Genomic DNA, 14,531 nt, shown 5'->3' with positions numbered 1-14,531 from the left:
GGTTACATTCCGAACCCGGAAGCTAAGCCTTACAGCGCCGATGGTACTGCAGGGGGGACCCTGTGGGAGAGTAGGACGCCGCCGAACAATTATTCAGAAGAACCCCCATCCGGGATCCGGATGGGGGTTCTTCTCGTTTCTGGGACGGTCGAATGCCTCGGAACAGGCACTGGAATGAGGACCGCCCGCTCGCCGGAGCGGCGAGCGGGCGGGGCCGGGTTCAGACGAGGTGGTCGAACTCGCCGGCCTGGGCGCCGAGGAGGAAGGCGCGGAGCTGGGCGGTGCTCATGGTGACGATGATGTCGGGGGCGTCGGATTCGCGGAGATGGCAGAGGCCGTCGGTGCCAGCAGCCAGCTCAAGGCAGTTATTGCCTCCTTCGGCGTTGCTGTATGAGGACTTCTGCCAGAAGGTGTGGGACATCATGGGCCTTTCATGACTGAAGCAGATAGAGAAGATGATGCAGGAGCCCCCACGAGTCGCGGTTGGGGTGTCCGCGCAACGCCATCTCCCGGTCCGCTGCCGGTAGGGCATGTGCACTGAGCTGTTGGAACATCTGGCTGTAGGCCGTCAGCTCAGTCTGTTCAGCAATGTGCTCCGCTCGCTTCGGGCCGTCCAGAATGACAGTCGCGAGTTCGGGGCAGCCGGGGTCGCAGAGCATGAATGAGGCGGAGAAGGGCGCGCTCTTCGGTGCAGTGAACGGCATGACTTGGAGGTCCACGTTTGGAAGCTCCGCGATCTCCATCAGATGGATCAGCTGGGTTCGCATGACCTCATCTCCCGCGAACCGCATGCGCAGTGCCGCCTCATGGATGACGAAGCGGAACTGCCGCTGCTTCTCGTCGGTCAGGATCCGCTGTCGCGCCATGCGGAACTCGATCTGTCGTGCAGTGTTCCACTTGCCGGTGCCGTCGGCGTAGACCGCTTCGGTGTAGGCAGGCAGTTGAAGGATGCCTGGGATGTGGAGTGTCTCGTAGTTATCGAGTCGGACGGCCCGATCTTCGGACTCTGCCAGGTCGAGTGCGAGAGCGGGTACTTGGCCCTTGAAGCTGGTCCACCAGCCCTTCCCGTCGCTCGCGCCGAGATCGTGCAGAAGACCGACGTAGGTCTCATCCGTGCACCCATAGCCACCGAGCAAGACCGAGAGCCGCTCAGGGTCGAGCGCCGTGCGCGCTGCCTCGATGTGACTGAGCTGTGGGCCCGCGATGCCGATGAGGGCGCCGGCGTCCTTGACCGCCAGGCCCGCTGCCTCGCGCAACCTCCTCAGCTCAGCGCCGAACCGCCGCTGTCGCTCGCTGATTTGGGTCCTGAGTGCCAAGGGGGATTCCTTCCGTATCGGGCCAGTCTCCACCCACACGAGTGAGCTTAGCCAAGGTGGGCGAGGTATCTCGGCGATCTGGTTGCACGCATAACACCTATCGCCCTACTCTCAGTGTTGCACCGATCACATGACGGAGTGTCTGCTTCGTCGATTCCCCTCCTCCTCCCCTGGGGTCTCTCATGCGTGCCTGCAACCCTCCCGACTGGTCCAGCGCTCGTACCGAGCTCTCCGACCTGCTCACCTCCGCGGGGTGGCGACCGTCCGTCATCTCCGACGCCGAACTCGCCCTCCATGAAGTCTTCGTCAACGCCTGGCGGCACGGGGGCACCCTTGCACCCGTGGTCGTCCTGGCCCTCGCCGATCACCGCCTCCGGGTCTCGGTCGCCGACAACAGCCCGGTCCTCCCGGAGCCCCGCCTCCCCGATGACCTGCTCTCCCTCTCCGGCCGGGGCCTCTTCCTCGTCCAGGCCCTCACCCACCGCTTCGGCGCCGAGCCCCGCAAGCAGGGCAAGGTCGTCTGGTTCGAACTGGAGGCCTCCGCGTGACCCGCCGCCGCTACCCCATGCAGCCCACCGACCCCCGCATCCGGGCCTACACCGAGGACCAGGTCCGCAGCCTCCTCGGTGAACTCCAGGAGCGCGGCCGTGAGTTCGGCCTGGTCTTCCCGTCGGCCGGCACGGACAGGACCCTGGACGGCCGGGTCCTCGTCCGCTTCAACACGGCCCCCGCCTCCACCCTCTTCAACCTCCTCACGCTCCTCTTCGACGTCGGCCACGACCGCGATCGCCGGTGACCTCCGCGCGCAACCTTGCAAAGCCCGACGAACAGGAGCCCCCCATGTGCGTCCCCGACCCCGCCACCGACCCCGACGTCGCCAACGCCCTCGCCGCCGCCAACTACGCCGTGGCCGCAGCCTTCAACACGGTCTTCGGCGTCGCCGTCGCCCCGCCCGTCCCCGACGACTTCGACTGGCCCAAGCTCGAAGACTTCGTCCACCACCTGGGGTTCGCGGCCGACGACTCCGACACCGCCCTCAATCTCTACCGTCTGCTCTTCGCCGTCCAGCGCGTCGCCTACCGCGAGGCCGCCGGCCGCAACTCCCCCTGGCGGGCCACCCGCTTGAATTCCCGCGCCGGCGCCGCCCCCGGCCCGCGGTAGGCGGTGGCATCGGCCCGAACTGGCAGCATGTCCCCATGGACGCAGTGGACCTGGGCGAGTTCGTCGTGCGGCGCGGCAGGGAAGCCGACGCGGACGCGCTGGTCGGTATCGACTCGGTCGCGCTCGAAGGCGACGAGGACCGGGCGGCGAGCATCCGCGGGTGGTGCCGACAGGGCCCGATCAGCCCGGTGTTCGTGGCGGAAGGCGCGTCCGGCCCGCTCGGCTACTGCGTCGTGGAGTACACGTTCTTCGAGCAGGGCTTCGTCACGATGCTGATGGTCGGACCGTCCGCTCGTGGCACCGGTGTCGGCCGTCGGTTGCTGGACGCCGTGGCGGCCTCCTGCGAGACCCCGAAGCTGTTCACCTCGACCAACGTCTCCAACCATCCGATGCGGCGCCTGCTGCAACGGGCCGGGTGGCGGCAGGCCGGCCTTCTCCACGGCCTGGACGAGGGCGACCCGGAGCTGTTCTACCTCCACCGATCGCAGAGCGGCACGTCCGGATCTCCGACGCCGACCGGTCTGCTACCCCGCCGGGTGGACGAGGTTACGGCGCGTCTCGACAGCGCCTGGGAGTGGTGGCACGCCGCCATCGAGGACGCCCAGGAGGGTCTCTGGACCCGCACCGCCGTCGAACGGCAGGTGATGGACGACCTCGCCGCCGCGACCGTCGGACTCGGATACCTGGACCCGTCCGTCGAACTGCCCCTGCGCAACCGGCTCTGCCGGATCGCCACCTGGGCGGGCGTGCTGCGGCTCGCCGCCCGGGCGGGCGGCTGGGACCTCGTCCCCGTCACCGGAGTGGTCCCACCCCGCCCGGCGGGGATGGCCGAACTGCTCTCCGCCGTCCACGCGGTGGGGGAGCAGGGCGAGGCCTGGCTGCGGAGGCTGTCGGCCGACGGGCCGCCACCGCCCCGCGCGGTCATCGGGTTCGAGGCGTTCCTCTTCGGCCCGGGCTCGGTCGAGGACCTCCGCCAGTTCTTCTACGACTAGGACCCGCACCTGCCGGCGTTCGCCCCGGTGTTGCTCTTGGGAGGAGCCCGGGCGGCTTGGCAAAGAGCTGGATCCCTTGTGGATCCCGTTGGGCAAAGACGCTGGTACGCGGGGCGGGTCCCGTCCTACGGTGACGCTGTGAGCAATGATGCGAATGCGCCTGTCGTGCCCGTCGAGGCCTTTGAAACCCCCTACTACGCGGTGGTCTTCACCGCGGTGCCCACTGAGGAGCGGACCGGCTACAGCGAGACCAACGACCGCATGGAAGAGCTGGTGAAGGACATCCCGGGGTACCTGGGGATGGACCACGCGCAGACTCCCGGCGGGCTGTCCGTCACGGTCGGGTACTTCCGCGACGTCGAGGCCCTCACGGAGTGGCGGACCAACGCCGAGCACCGCGCGGCGCAGAAGCGCGGGCGGGCCGAGTGGTACGAGCGCTACACGCTGCACGTGGCGAAGGTAGAGCGGAGCTACGGGTTCGTGCGGGAGTAGCCGCCGCGGTCCGGCGGCGGCCGCCGAGCAGGGGCGCGTAACCTGCAGCCATGACGACTCCCTGGCCCGACGAAGCCACGTTCGCCCACGGTGAGCGGGTGGAGCTGACCACCCCGGATCCGCCCCGCCCGGAGCTCGGCCACCTGGGCACGGAGATCCTGGGCACCCGGGGTGTGGTCCTCGAATGCTTCGTCGTGGCCGACGACCGCGACGGCGGCCACGTCGGGCCCGTCTACTACGTCGAGACGGAGGACGGCAGCCCTTGGCGGCTGCGGCCGGAGTTCCTCAACTCCCTCGGCCGCTAGCGCGGGAAGCCGGTCCGGCCGACTTCCCGCTCCGCGGCTGCTCAGTCCTTGGGCGCGAGTGGCGTCAGCGGCAGGGCGACCCGGCTCTCCCAGGCCTGCTCCAGCGCTCGACCGAACGTCTCCGCGGGCTGAGCGCCCGAGACGCCCAGCCGCCGGTCCAGGACGAAGAACGGCACGCCCGTCGCCCCCATGGCGCTCGCCGTGGCCTCGTCCTCGCGCACCGCCTCCGCGTACGCCTCCGGGTCGGCCAGGACGGCCGCGGCCGCCTCGCCGTCCAGCCCCGCGTCGACCGCCAGCTCGACCAGCCGGCCCGCCTCGAAGGCCGACCGCTCCTCGGCGAAGTTCGCCCGGTACAGCGCGTCGAGCAGCTGACCCTGCCGGCCGTGCTCCGCGGCGAAGTGCAGCAGGCGGTGCATGTCGAAGGAGTTCGCCGCGTCGCGCCCCTCACGCAGGTAGGGCAGGCCCTCGGCGTGCGCGTTCTCCGCGATCCGGGCCTCCGCCGCCTCGGCCTGCTCCAGGCTCATCCCGTACTTGGCGGCGAGCAGCGGCAGCACCGGACGGGCCTCGTGCGGCGCCCGCGGGTCCAGCTCGAAGGAGCGGTGGACGACCTCCACCTCCTCGCGGTGCGGGAACGCCGCCAGCGCCTGCTCGAACCGGGCCTTGCCGACGTAGCACCACGGGCAGTTGATGTCGCTCCAGATCTCCACGCGCACGGCGCCGCACTCCTTCCAGCCTCGCGCGGACCTCCCGCGCCTGCTCATGCCGGAACGCCTCCGTCCACCTGGATATTTCTCTCACTGAAATATCCAGGTCGGTCGGCGGCCTCCTGTCTCAGCGCCGATCCCAGGCCTCGCGCTGGGCGGACACCGTGGGGACGGCGGCGACGGCCTCGGCGTAGCGGCCCTGCCTGGCCAGGGTCTCGGCAACCGCTCGGTGGGCCCCGTGCTCGGTGGACGACCGGAGCAGGTCGAGGGCCTCGTCCGGCCGGCCGTCCTGATCCAGCAGCCAGGCCAGCGTGGTGTCCCACTGGCCGGGCTCCCGCTCGCTCAGGGCCCGCGCCTCCGCGATGCCCTCGGCACAGCGCCCGGCCTTCGCGAGCAGGCGCAGCCGGGTGTAGCGCAGGACATCGGAATGCGCGTCGACGTACGCGGTGCCGAGGCCGTCGACGAGCTCCAGCGCCCGCTCCGGGCGGCCCGCCTTGATCAGCAGTTCGATCGCCTCGTGGAGGAGGTTCTCTTCGGCGTGCTCGTACGTGGGCCGTCCGACGTCGACGGCCTCGTCGAGGCGTCCCTGGCGGGCCAGGAAGGCCATGAGGTGCCGACGGGCGTGCCGGCCGTCCGCTTCGAGGGCCTCGTGCAGGACGGCTTCGGCCTCCCGGACCCGCCCCTGCTCCTCCAGCGCGTCCGCGTACCGGTTCAGGGCGTCTTCCGCGTGCTCGCCGGCGGCCAGCTCGCGAAGCTGCTCGAACCGGCCCTGGCCGGCGAGGAGTTCCGCGTACCGCCAGGCGATGCGCGGGACGACGGGCAGGGCCGGGCCCAGCAGCCGGATCGCCTCGTCCGCCCGGCCCATCCGCTCCAGGACCCGGCTGTACAGCACCAGCACCGCCTCCGGCTGGTGCCGGCACTCGCGCCGACCCCCGGCCGCGGAGCACCGGCAGTCCGCCGTGCCGCCCAGGGCCCGCTCGGCGCACGGGGCGAGCAGCTCCAGGACACGGGCGTCACGATGCTCCCCCCTGGTCAGATGGACCAGGGACTCCACGATCCAGGGCTCCCCGAGGTGGGGTGTGAGCATCTCGACGGCCTCATCCACCCGCCCGGCCTCCACCAGTGCCTCGGCGAACCACCGGCAGTCGTGCGCCGACTTCAGGCCGGCCGCGTCCGGACGCACCAGCGCCAGCCCCTCCTCGATCCGGCCCTGCCGGACCATGATCGTGGCGGACTCCCGTACGGCGAACGGCCAGCCGACCGCGACGAAAGGCTCCAGGACCGTCAGGGCCCGTTCGAACTCCCCCACCGCGCACAGCTCGCTGACCGCCACCTCGGCGCAGAACCACTCACCGCGGTCCCGGGCGGTCTCGATCAGCAGCTCCAACTGCCCCTGGCGGGCCAGGTATTCCGCCATGGCGGGCTCTATTCCGCCGTCGAACTGCCGCTGCCAAGCGAGATCGTCGAGATTCACCGGGCCAGGCTATGCGACGAGGCCGACGTCCTGCCCGGAGATAATCGGCGGATGTCCGAAACCTTCGTTGACCTGGGATTTGTCACGGCGCCCTCCGGGGTGGTGGTGCTGGCGATGGCCAGCTGGATCGACGAGTGGCCGAGGGTGGGCGAGCCGCTGTCGGTGCGCGCCGCGGCCGCGGCGGAGGCGGGCGGCGGGCACCTCCAGGAGTGGGAGTACGAGGCGGTCGCCGTCCGGGCCGCCGCCGACCGGCCGCTGGCGGTGCGGGCCACCACGGAGCCTTCGGCCTTCGACGAGGAGCCGACGATCGCGACGCTGGAGATCGCCCTCGGCCTGCCCTGGCCCGCGGGCGCGGACCCGGCGGTGCCGGTGCTGCTCGGGGACCTGCCGGTCGACCGGGGCGGCATGGCGGTCGGCGACGCCGTGGGGCTGGACGCCTGGACGGGGCTGGAGCACGAACCGGCCGACGGACTCGCCGACCTCTCCTTCTGGGGCCGGTACGGGAAGGACGCGCACGAGCGGTTCGGCGGCGAGCGGCTCTCCCCGCACGGCGGGGAGGACGGGCCGTACGGGTGGCTCGACCTCCCGGTCGCGGAGGCGGTCGCGCGGGAGGCCGAGATCGGCACCTGGCAGGGCGGCCTGCACGGCAGGGGAGTGGCCACCATGGTGGATAAGCACGTCGACTACCTCCGCTTCCGGCGGGCCGGCCTGCACCACCCGCTGCACGTGGGCGCGATCGAGGTCGGCGGCTGCCAGGTGCTCGGGATCGACTGGGACCCGGGCGACCACGCCGTCCGGCACCACGGCGGGCGGGACTGCGGCCAGGCCTTCCCGGTCACCCTCGAAGCCGACAGTGCGGGCGGCACGGTCCTGCGCTGGACCATCCCGCCCTACGACCTCGACGAGGGCGAGGACGACTGACCGGGAGCCGCCGGCGAGGCCGTCGGGTCCCAGAGCCCGGCGGCCTCGCCGCGCTCCAGGTGGTCGGCGTAGACGGCGGTCTTCCAGGCGATCAGCGAGCGGCACTCCTCCAGCTCCCGGATCCGCTCGTCGACCCGCTGCCGGTGGGTGTCGAGCAGCCGCAGCCGTTCGGCCTCGTTGCCCGGGCCCTGCCGCACCAGGTCGGCGAAGCGGCGGAGGTCGGCGAGCGGCATGCCGGACTCGCGCAGCCTGATGCAGATCTCCAGCCACTGCACGTCGAGCACGGCGTACCGCCGGCGCCCGCCCGCCGTGCGCCGCACCGGGCCGACCAGCAGGCCCTCGCGCTCGTAGAAGCGCAGGGCGTGCACGCTGAGCCCGGTGCGCTCGGCCACTTCGCCGATGCTGAGTTCCGTCATGGCGTCAGAGCATAGGAGCGGGCTCGCGGGGCTTGATCTAGACCGCGCTCCACTTCCTACCGTCGTCGCCATGACCACCACCAGCAAGGCCGTCGTCGGCCAGCAGCCGACCGGCTCGCCCTTCTCCGCCACCAGCACCGCCGAGGACGTCCTGGCGGGCCTCGACCTCTCCGGCCGCACCGCCGTCGTGACCGGCGGCTACTCCGGCCTCGGCCTTGAGACCACCCGGGCGCTGACCGCCGCCGGGGCCACCGTGATCGTCCCGGCCCGCCGCCCGGACACCGCCCGTGCCGCACTCTCCGGAACCGGCGGCCGGGTCGTCCCGATGGACCTCGCCGACCCCGTGAGCGTCCGTGCCGCCGCCGGGCTGATCCGCGAGGCCACGGACCGCCTCGACCTGCTGCTGGCCGTCGCCGGCGTCATGGCCACCCCCGAGCGGTGCGTCGGGCCGGGCTGGGAGGGGCAGTTCGCCACCAACCACCTGGGGCACTTCCTCCTCGCCTGCGAGCTGTACCCGCTGCTGGCCGCCGCCCCGGACGGCGCGCGCGTCGTCGTCAACAGCTCCGCCGGGCACGCCCTGACCGACATCCGCCGGCACGATCCGCACTTCCGCACCGGCTACGACAAGTGGCTGGCGTACGGCCAGTCCAAGACCGCCAACGCGCTGTTCGCCGTGCACCTCGACGCGCTCGGCCGGGGCGACGGCGTCCGGGCGTTCGCGCTCCACCCCGGGAAGATCATCACCGGGCTCCAGCGGGAGATGACCCGGCGGGAGCAGGTCGAGCGCGGCTGGGTGGACGACCGGGGAAACGTGATCGGCGCGGACTTCAAGTCCCCTTCCCAGGGCGCGGCCACCGGTCTGTGGGCGGCCACCTCCCCACTGCTCGACGGCCGCGGCGGGCTCTACCTGGAGGACTGCGAGGTCGCCCGCGTCAGCGGCCCGGACACCCCGATGGACGACGGCGGCGTCCGCCCGTACGCCCTCGACCCGGACGGGGCGGCCCGCCTCTGGGAGCTCTCGCTGGCCGCGACCGGCGCCACCCCGGTGCCGCGCTGAACCGCCGGCCCGGGCGCCGCTGCAGGGACATCCGGCAGTACCGCCGCTCACCGGGGGCCGGGGAGTGGGAAGTCGGCCCGGCCGACTTCCCACTCCGCGTCGACGTCCCGCTCCGGGGCCCCAGGCCCCCGCTCCCCGGCGAACCGTCAGCAGGAGATGTTGCCGCCGCCTACGTCGGTGCCCAGCACGCCGACGAACTGCTTGTAGAGGTTGATCCGGGCGTTGCGCTGGTCCGGGTTCTTGCCGTCGCACTCCAGCGCGCCGTTGATGGTGCGGATGGTCTCGCCGAAGCCCTTGTTGTTGACGACGGCGTCGTGCGCGGTCATCCGCCCGGCGCCGCTCTGGGTGTTCCAGAACCAGAGGGCGGTCTTCCAGGACGTCGCCGGGTTCTTCTCGACCTGGTACGGGTCGTGCAGCAGGTCGATGTGCAGGGCGTCGCCGGCCGCCTTGTAGTTGAAGTTCCAGCTCAGCTGGAGCGGTCCGCGCCCGTAGTACGCGGACTGCCCGGCCGGACAGCCGTACGGCTGCGAACTGTCGCAGTAGTGCGGGTAGTTGGCGGTGTTCTGTTCGACGACGTACCGCAGGCCGCCGGTCTCGTGGCTGACGTTGGCGAGGAAGGCGGCCGCCTCGCGCTTGCGGGTGGCGGTGTCGCCGGTGGTGGTGAACTTGGGGAAGGCGCCCAGGGCGTCGGTGAGGCCCTGGTAGCTGTAGAAGGAGTTCCGGCTCGGGAACATCTTGTTGAACTGGGCCTCGGAGACCACGAAGGATCCGGCGGCGGAGGCCGGGGCGGTCTGGCCGGCGACGGCGAGGGTGCTCAGCACGGCGGCGGAGGCCGCCAGGGACAGGGTGCGCGAGAGCTTCATCGATCTCCTCGATTCCGTTGGCAGGATTGGCACTTCGCGTGCGAAGAGCCTCCGCCATCCTCGCGGTCGGAAAGCATCAAATATGGCCATCGGAGGTCTAAACCACTCGTACGGGTCGTATCCGGTCCGGTCGATGGACGCCGCCCGCCGGTGGGGGCCCACCGGGCTGTCGGCCGCACCGGATAGCCTCCTTCCGAGCAGGACGGCACCACCGGGGGAACGGGGAGCAGGGGCGAATGAGCGGGCACACCGACGACACGGGCGACGAGCGCCTGGCCGCCGAGGGCGAGGTCGCCCTCGCCCGGCTGGCGATCGACTCCGGCGACCTGGCCCACGCCGCCGACCACCTCGGCGACGCGATCCTCGCCGACCCCCAGCTGCCCGAACTGCACGAGGCACTGGCCGAGTTGTGCGCGGCGGCGGGCGGACCGGCCGCGGCCCGCGAGCTGTTCCCGCTGGACGGCCAGGTGTACCTCGGCACGGTGGCCTGCCGGGCCCACGTGGAGGCCGCCGCCGGGGACTGGGACACCGCCGTCGGCCTGCTCGCCTCCGCCGTCCAGCACGAGCCGGCCCGCCCCTGGGCGCACGCCGCCTGGCTCGCCCGCGAGGACCTGCCCGGCCTGGTCGACCCGGACGCCGTCGCCCAGGCGGTGGCCCGCGCCACCGGCGCGCTGCCCGACCCGCTCCCGGCCGAACCGGCCGGAGCCGTACGGCCGTTCCACGACTTCGTGCAGGCCGTCCTGGCCCGGCACGAGGACCACGTGCCGCTGCTGGCGATGGCCTCCGGCCTGACCCGCCGGCTCGGCGACACCGACCGCGCCGTCGAACTCGCCGATCGGGCCCACCGGTTGGCCCCCGGCTACCTGACCGCAGTGATGCTCGGCAACGCCCTGCGCTCGGCCGGCCGGCCGGAACGGGCGCTCGCCGTCTGGGAGGCCGAGCTGGCCCGGGCCGCACCGGACCGCGACGACTCCAGCAGCTACCTCGCCGTCGACGTCGCCGAGCTGTACGGCGCCCTCGGGCGCCCCGCCGAAGGCCTGCCCTGGCTCGACCGGGTGCTCGCCGCCGAGCCCGACCACCCCAAGGCGGGCCCGGCCCGGTACGGGCTGCGCCACGCCCTCGACGGCGACCCGGCGCACCTGCTCGGCCTGGCCGACCACCACCGCTCCCACCCCGAGCACGAGTACGCCCAGGAACTGCTGGAACGGCTGAGCCACCGGGAGCCCTGGCTCGGCCTGGTCTCCGGCGCCACCGAGGCCACCGTCAACGTGCTGCACCAGGTGCTCGCCGCCCACGACACCGGCCGCGACACCGAGATCGACTGCACGGCCTCCACCGTCGAGCCGCCCAGCTCGGTGCTGGCCGTCCGGCTCGCGCTGCCGCGTTCCACCGTCGGCTACCGGGCCGTCGGCGAGCCCGACCCCCGGCTGCCGCTGACCGAACCCACCACCCGAATCTGGGCCTGGGACGGCACCGACCCGCGCCCGGCCGTCGCCCCGCCCGCGCCGCGGAGCGCCGAACTCGTCCGCGCCACCGCCGAGATCTTCTGGCCGACCGTCCCCGCCGCCTACGACCACGCCGTCCGGCTGGCCGGACTGCCGCTGGACGACCTGCTCGGCGTCCTGGTCCACCCGCCCGTGCCGCGCGAGGACGAACTCGGCCGCGCCCTGCTCGCCCACCAGCCCGAACTCTGGGTGCGGGCCGTCCAGGTCTTCGCCTGCCTCGGCATCGCCCACCACCGCACCGACCAGCCCTGGGCCGGCTCCGAGCGCCGCCGGGTGCTGCGCGACCTGCTGCTCGGGCCGGAGGACTGGGTGGTCGAGGCGGCCGGCTTCGCGCTGGTCGCGATCGGCTGGACCCAGCCGCAGACCCGGGCCGACGTCGCCGCCCTGCTCCAGCAGCGGCTGCACCACGGCGCCCGGGCCCGCCGCACCCGGGCGGTGACGATCCTCCGCTCGCTGTCCGCGCTGGTGCTCGCCGCGCCCTGGACGTCCGACGAGGACCGCGCGCTCGCCCGGCACCTGATGGAGCAGGAGGACGCCGCCGACGCGGGGGCGGAGGCCGCACCGGAGGCGGCGGACCAGGCCGAGGCGACGGAGCACTCGGGGACGGCGCGGCACTCGGGGCCCGCGGGGCAACCGGAGGCGGCGGAGCGGTCGGAGGCCGAGCGGGCCGCCCAGGCGGAGCCCCGCCCCGGCCGCCTGCGCCGCCTCTTCGGCCGGGGCTGAGGCGCCAGGTCCGAGGCCGGGTCTGAGGCCAGGTCTGGGGCCGGGGCCGGGGCGGCCCTAACCCATCCCCGGCAGCGGTTCCTGGTCGACGTCGAACCGCGCGACCCGCTCCGCCGGGTCCCGGCACTCCGGTCCCAGCCGCAGCATCCGCGACTCGGGGTCGTGCAGCGGCCGGTGGCAGCGGCGGCAGGTCACCCGCGGGCGGAGGGTCTGCGCGGTGTCCGTCCCGGGCAGCGGCTCGGGGCCGGACGCGCCGGTCGGACCGGTCGGACCGGTCGAGCCGGGCACGCCGGACGCGCCGGGCACGCCGGGCAGGCCGGGCGGACCGGGAGGGTTGGTCGGGCTGGTCATGCTGAGACGGTAGCCGCCCACGCCGTCAAGGCCCCTGCCGGTGCGTGAAACGATGGCCCCATGGCGAGCGACCGCAGCAGCGCAGGAGACCCGGCACGCACCCTCGCCCTGCTCTGGGGGCTCACCGCCGAGGAGAAGCCCGGCCGGCGCGGGCCCCGGCAGGCGCGCTCGACCGGTGAGATCGCCACCACCGCGATCGCCCTCGCCGACGCCGAAGGAGCGGACGCCGTCACCATGCGCCGGGTCGCCCAGGAGCTGGGGCTCTCCCCGATGGCGCTCTACACCTATGTGCCCGGCAAGGCCGAGCTGCTCGACCTGATGCTGGACACCGTCTACGCCACGATGCCCCGCAGCACCCCCGCCGACGAGGGCTGGCGCTCCCGGGTCACCGCCGTCGCGGACGACAACCGGGCGCTGCACCGCGCCCACCCGTGGGTCGCCGCCGTCTCCACCAGCCGTCCGCCGCTGGGGCCCGGCCTGATGGCCAAGTACGAGTACGAGCTGCGTGCCTTCGAGGGCACCGGGCTCTCCGACGTCGACCTGGACGCCGCGCTGACCCACCTGCTCGGCTTCGTCCAGACCTGCGCCCGGATGGCCGCCGACGAGCGCGCCGCCCGGCAGGACAGCGCGATGACCGACGCGCAGTGGTGGGCGGCCAACGCCGGGCTGCTCGCCCGGGTCTTCGACCCCGAGCGCTACCCGGTCGCCGCCCGGGTGGGTGCCGCGGCCGGCGAGGCGCACGGCGGCGCGTACAGCCCGGACCACGCCTACGCCTTCGGTCTGGCCCGGGTCCTGGACGGGCTCGACGCCCTCATCGCGGGGCGGTAGCCCGCCCGTCGTACTCCTGGCGGGCCGTCTCGACCTCCGGCACCCGCCGCTCCGACCAGTGCGCCAGCGCCGCGACCAGTTCCGCCGCCTCCCGCCCCAGCGGGGTGAGGCTGTAGTCGACCCGCGGCGGGATCACCGGGTGCGCCTCGCGCAGCACGAAGCCGTCCCGCTCCAGCGTCTGGAGGGTCTGGGCGAGCATCTTCTCGCTGACCCCGGTGACCTTGCGGCGCAGTTCGCTGAACCGGTAGCCGCGCTCGTTCAGCGCGCCCAGCACCAGCACGCCCCAGCGGCTGGTGACGTGCTCCAGCACGCCCCGGGACGGGCACATCCGGTCGAAGACGTCGGCGGGGGGCAGCCCGCCGGCCTTCAGCTCGCTTACCTTCATGTCAGTACCCTACTTTGAAGTGCGTACTTTCGAAAGGTTAGTGCCACCCCTAGGGTGAGTTTCGAGGCCAGAACCCCGCAGCAACCCCTGAGGAGCACACCATGTACGTCGTCACCGGTGCCACCGGCCAGCTCGGCCGTCTCGTCGTCGAGGGCCTGCTGGCCCAGGTCCCCGCGAGCGAGGTGGCCGTCGCCGTCCGCTCCGCCGAGAAGGCCGCCGACCTGGCCGCCCGCGGCGTGACCGTCCGGGTGGTCGACTACGACAAGCCGGAGACCCTGGCCGGCGCGTTCGCCGGGGGCGACCGGGTGCTGCTGATCTCGGGCAGCGAGGTCGGCCGCCGGATCCCGCAGCACCGGGCCGTGGTGGAGGCCGCCAAGGCCGCCGGGGTCGCGCTGCTCGCCTACACCAGCATCCCGGGTGCGGCCACCTTCCGGCTGGCCGACGAGCACAAGGCGACCGAGGAGCTGATCCTCGCCTCCGGCCTGCCGCACGCCTTCCTGCGCAACGGCTGGTACACCGAGAACTACCTGGGCGACGTGGCCGGCACGGTGGCGCGCGGCGTGGTGCTCGGCAGTGCCGGGCAGGGCCGGGTCGCCACCGCCCCGCGCGCGGACTACGCGGCCGCGGCGGTCGCCGTCCTGGTCGGCGAGGGGCACCGGGGCGAGGTGTACGAGCTGAGCGGCGACGCCGCCTGGAGCCTGCCCGAGCTGGCCGCCGAGCTGGCGAAGGCCTCCGGCAGGCCGGTCGAGCACCGGGACGTCACCCCGGCCGAGCACCTGGACGCGCTGGTCGGCGCGGGCCTGCCGCAGGGCTTCGCCGAGGCCCTGGTGGACGTGGACGCGGGCATCGCGCGCGGCGAGCTGGCCGGCACCCCGGGCGACCTGGCCCGGCTGATCGGCCGTCCGACCGTCCCGCTGGCCGAGTCCGTCCGCGCGGCCCTGAACTCCTGAGGCACCGCGGGCCCGGACTCCCGCGCCGCCACTCCGGACTCCCGCTCCGCCGCGCCGCCGCTCCGGGCCCCGGAGCGGCGGAGCCGTC

The 14,531-nt window shown here is 73.2% G+C and carries 19 protein-coding genes and 1 rRNA gene; 12 read left to right on the top strand and 8 right to left on the bottom strand.

All coding sequences use genetic code 11. The features are described 5' to 3' along the window. Positions 1-87, top strand: a 5S ribosomal RNA gene (gene rrf / locus ACFVUY_RS31965); the annotation flags it as partial. A gap of 133 nt (positions 88-220) precedes the next feature. On the opposite strand, the gene ACFVUY_RS31960 is transcribed toward rrf, so the two are convergent. Both ACFVUY_RS31960 and ACFVUY_RS31955 read right to left on the bottom strand, forming a co-directional pair. Further along, a complete protein-coding gene (locus tag ACFVUY_RS31960; protein ID WP_387735767.1) occupies positions 221-424 on the bottom strand; it encodes a DUF397 domain-containing protein in 204 nt (67 codons plus the stop codon). A 7-nt stretch (positions 425-431) separates the two neighbouring features. Further along, positions 432-1,316, bottom strand: a complete 885-nt coding sequence (locus ACFVUY_RS31955; RefSeq protein ID WP_387735764.1) for a helix-turn-helix domain-containing protein — start codon at positions 1,314-1,316, stop codon at positions 432-434. Positions 1,317-1,498: 182 nt separating this feature from the next. On the opposite strand from ACFVUY_RS31955, the gene ACFVUY_RS31950 reads away from it, so the two are divergent. The 6 genes from ACFVUY_RS31950 to ACFVUY_RS31925 all read left to right on the top strand — a co-directional run bounded on the left by ACFVUY_RS31950 (position 1,499) and on the right by ACFVUY_RS31925 (position 4,266). Then, a complete protein-coding gene (locus ACFVUY_RS31950; protein ID WP_387735762.1) occupies positions 1,499-1,864 on the top strand; it encodes an ATP-binding protein in 366 nt (121 codons plus the stop codon). After that, on the top strand, positions 1,861-2,112 hold the full coding sequence (locus ACFVUY_RS31945; RefSeq protein WP_387692734.1) for a hypothetical protein: 252 nt from the start codon (positions 1,861-1,863) through the stop codon (positions 2,110-2,112). The genes ACFVUY_RS31950 and ACFVUY_RS31945 overlap by 4 nt, the downstream gene beginning before the upstream one ends. A 44-nt stretch (positions 2,113-2,156) precedes the next feature. After that, on the top strand, positions 2,157-2,477 hold the full coding sequence (locus tag ACFVUY_RS31940) for a hypothetical protein (protein ID WP_387735760.1): 321 nt from the start codon (positions 2,157-2,159) through the stop codon (positions 2,475-2,477). Between the two features lie 35 nt (positions 2,478-2,512). Continuing rightward, the gene (locus tag ACFVUY_RS31935; RefSeq protein ID WP_387735758.1) at positions 2,513-3,469 is read left to right on the top strand and encodes a GNAT family N-acetyltransferase; all 957 of its coding nucleotides are present in this window, start codon (positions 2,513-2,515) and stop codon (positions 3,467-3,469) included. 138 nt (positions 3,470-3,607) lie between these two features. After that, positions 3,608-3,961 (top strand): antibiotic biosynthesis monooxygenase family protein, encoded by a 354-nt coding sequence (locus ACFVUY_RS31930; RefSeq protein WP_387692728.1) that lies wholly within the window; start codon positions 3,608-3,610, stop codon positions 3,959-3,961. A gap of 50 nt (positions 3,962-4,011) precedes the next feature. Continuing rightward, the gene (locus ACFVUY_RS31925; protein ID WP_387735756.1) at positions 4,012-4,266 is read left to right on the top strand and encodes a hypothetical protein; all 255 of its coding nucleotides are present in this window, start codon (positions 4,012-4,014) and stop codon (positions 4,264-4,266) included. 41 nt (positions 4,267-4,307) lie between these two features. Here the strand turns inward: ACFVUY_RS31925 and ACFVUY_RS31920 are convergent, their stop codons facing one another. Further along, the gene (locus ACFVUY_RS31920) at positions 4,308-4,979 is read right to left on the bottom strand and encodes a DsbA family oxidoreductase (protein WP_387735753.1); all 672 of its coding nucleotides are present in this window, start codon (positions 4,977-4,979) and stop codon (positions 4,308-4,310) included. Between the two features lie 118 nt (positions 4,980-5,097). Next, the gene (locus ACFVUY_RS31915) at positions 5,098-6,444 is read right to left on the bottom strand and encodes a tetratricopeptide repeat protein (RefSeq protein WP_387735751.1); all 1,347 of its coding nucleotides are present in this window, start codon (positions 6,442-6,444) and stop codon (positions 5,098-5,100) included. 51 nt (positions 6,445-6,495) lie between these two features. Between ACFVUY_RS31915 and ACFVUY_RS31910 the strand changes: the two genes are divergently transcribed. Then, positions 6,496-7,365 (top strand): hypothetical protein, encoded by an 870-nt coding sequence (locus ACFVUY_RS31910; RefSeq protein ID WP_387692720.1) that lies wholly within the window; start codon positions 6,496-6,498, stop codon positions 7,363-7,365. Here the strand turns inward: ACFVUY_RS31910 and ACFVUY_RS31905 are convergent. Next, positions 7,335-7,781, bottom strand: coding sequence for a MerR family transcriptional regulator (locus ACFVUY_RS31905; RefSeq protein WP_387735749.1), 447 nt, complete (start codon positions 7,779-7,781; stop codon positions 7,335-7,337). The genes ACFVUY_RS31910 and ACFVUY_RS31905 overlap by 31 nt on opposite strands. A 70-nt stretch (positions 7,782-7,851) precedes the next feature. Here ACFVUY_RS31905 and ACFVUY_RS31900 point away from each other — a divergent pair, with 70 nt between their 5' ends. Next, positions 7,852-8,838: an SDR family NAD(P)-dependent oxidoreductase gene (locus tag ACFVUY_RS31900; RefSeq protein WP_387735747.1), complete on the top strand. Its 987-nt coding sequence runs from the start codon at positions 7,852-7,854 to the stop codon at positions 8,836-8,838. A gap of 146 nt (positions 8,839-8,984) precedes the next feature. Here the strand turns inward: ACFVUY_RS31900 and ACFVUY_RS31895 are convergent, their stop codons facing one another. After that, complete coding sequence (locus ACFVUY_RS31895) at positions 8,985-9,701, bottom strand: chitinase (protein ID WP_387692714.1); 717 nt, start codon at positions 9,699-9,701, stop codon at positions 8,985-8,987. A gap of 236 nt (positions 9,702-9,937) precedes the next feature. On the opposite strand from ACFVUY_RS31895, the gene ACFVUY_RS31890 reads away from it, so the two are divergent. Then, positions 9,938-11,929: a tetratricopeptide repeat protein gene (locus ACFVUY_RS31890; protein WP_387735744.1), complete on the top strand. Its 1,992-nt coding sequence runs from the start codon at positions 9,938-9,940 to the stop codon at positions 11,927-11,929. A 57-nt stretch (positions 11,930-11,986) separates the two neighbouring features. Here the strand turns inward: ACFVUY_RS31890 and ACFVUY_RS31885 are convergent, their stop codons facing one another. After that, complete coding sequence (locus tag ACFVUY_RS31885) at positions 11,987-12,280, bottom strand: DUF6011 domain-containing protein (RefSeq protein ID WP_387735742.1); 294 nt, start codon at positions 12,278-12,280, stop codon at positions 11,987-11,989. A gap of 60 nt (positions 12,281-12,340) precedes the next feature. Between ACFVUY_RS31885 and ACFVUY_RS31880 the strand changes: the two genes are divergently transcribed. Further along, positions 12,341-13,108 (top strand): TetR/AcrR family transcriptional regulator, encoded by a 768-nt coding sequence (locus tag ACFVUY_RS31880; RefSeq protein WP_387735740.1) that lies wholly within the window; start codon positions 12,341-12,343, stop codon positions 13,106-13,108. On the opposite strand, the gene ACFVUY_RS31875 is transcribed toward ACFVUY_RS31880, so the two are convergent. Continuing rightward, positions 13,092-13,493 carry a helix-turn-helix domain-containing protein gene (locus ACFVUY_RS31875; RefSeq protein WP_359899842.1) on the bottom strand — a complete coding sequence of 134 codons (402 nt, stop codon included), beginning with the start codon at positions 13,491-13,493 and terminating at the stop codon, positions 13,092-13,094. The two genes, ACFVUY_RS31880 and ACFVUY_RS31875, sit on opposite strands and share 17 nt — an antisense overlap. Positions 13,494-13,594: 101 nt before the next feature. On the opposite strand from ACFVUY_RS31875, the gene ACFVUY_RS31870 reads away from it, so the two are divergent. Continuing rightward, positions 13,595-14,443 carry an SDR family oxidoreductase gene (locus tag ACFVUY_RS31870; RefSeq protein ID WP_387735739.1) on the top strand — a complete coding sequence of 283 codons (849 nt, stop codon included), beginning with the start codon at positions 13,595-13,597 and terminating at the stop codon, positions 14,441-14,443. Positions 14,444-14,531: the final 88 nt, after the last annotated feature.

Origin of the sequence: Kitasatospora sp. NPDC058063 (assembly GCF_042885395.1) — a bacterium.
GTDB classification, from domain to species: domain Bacteria; phylum Actinomycetota; class Actinomycetes; order Streptomycetales; family Streptomycetaceae; genus Kitasatospora; species Kitasatospora lactacystinica.
Note: the sequence above shows the minus strand (reverse complement) of the source record. Positions and strands in the feature narration are given on the sequence as shown.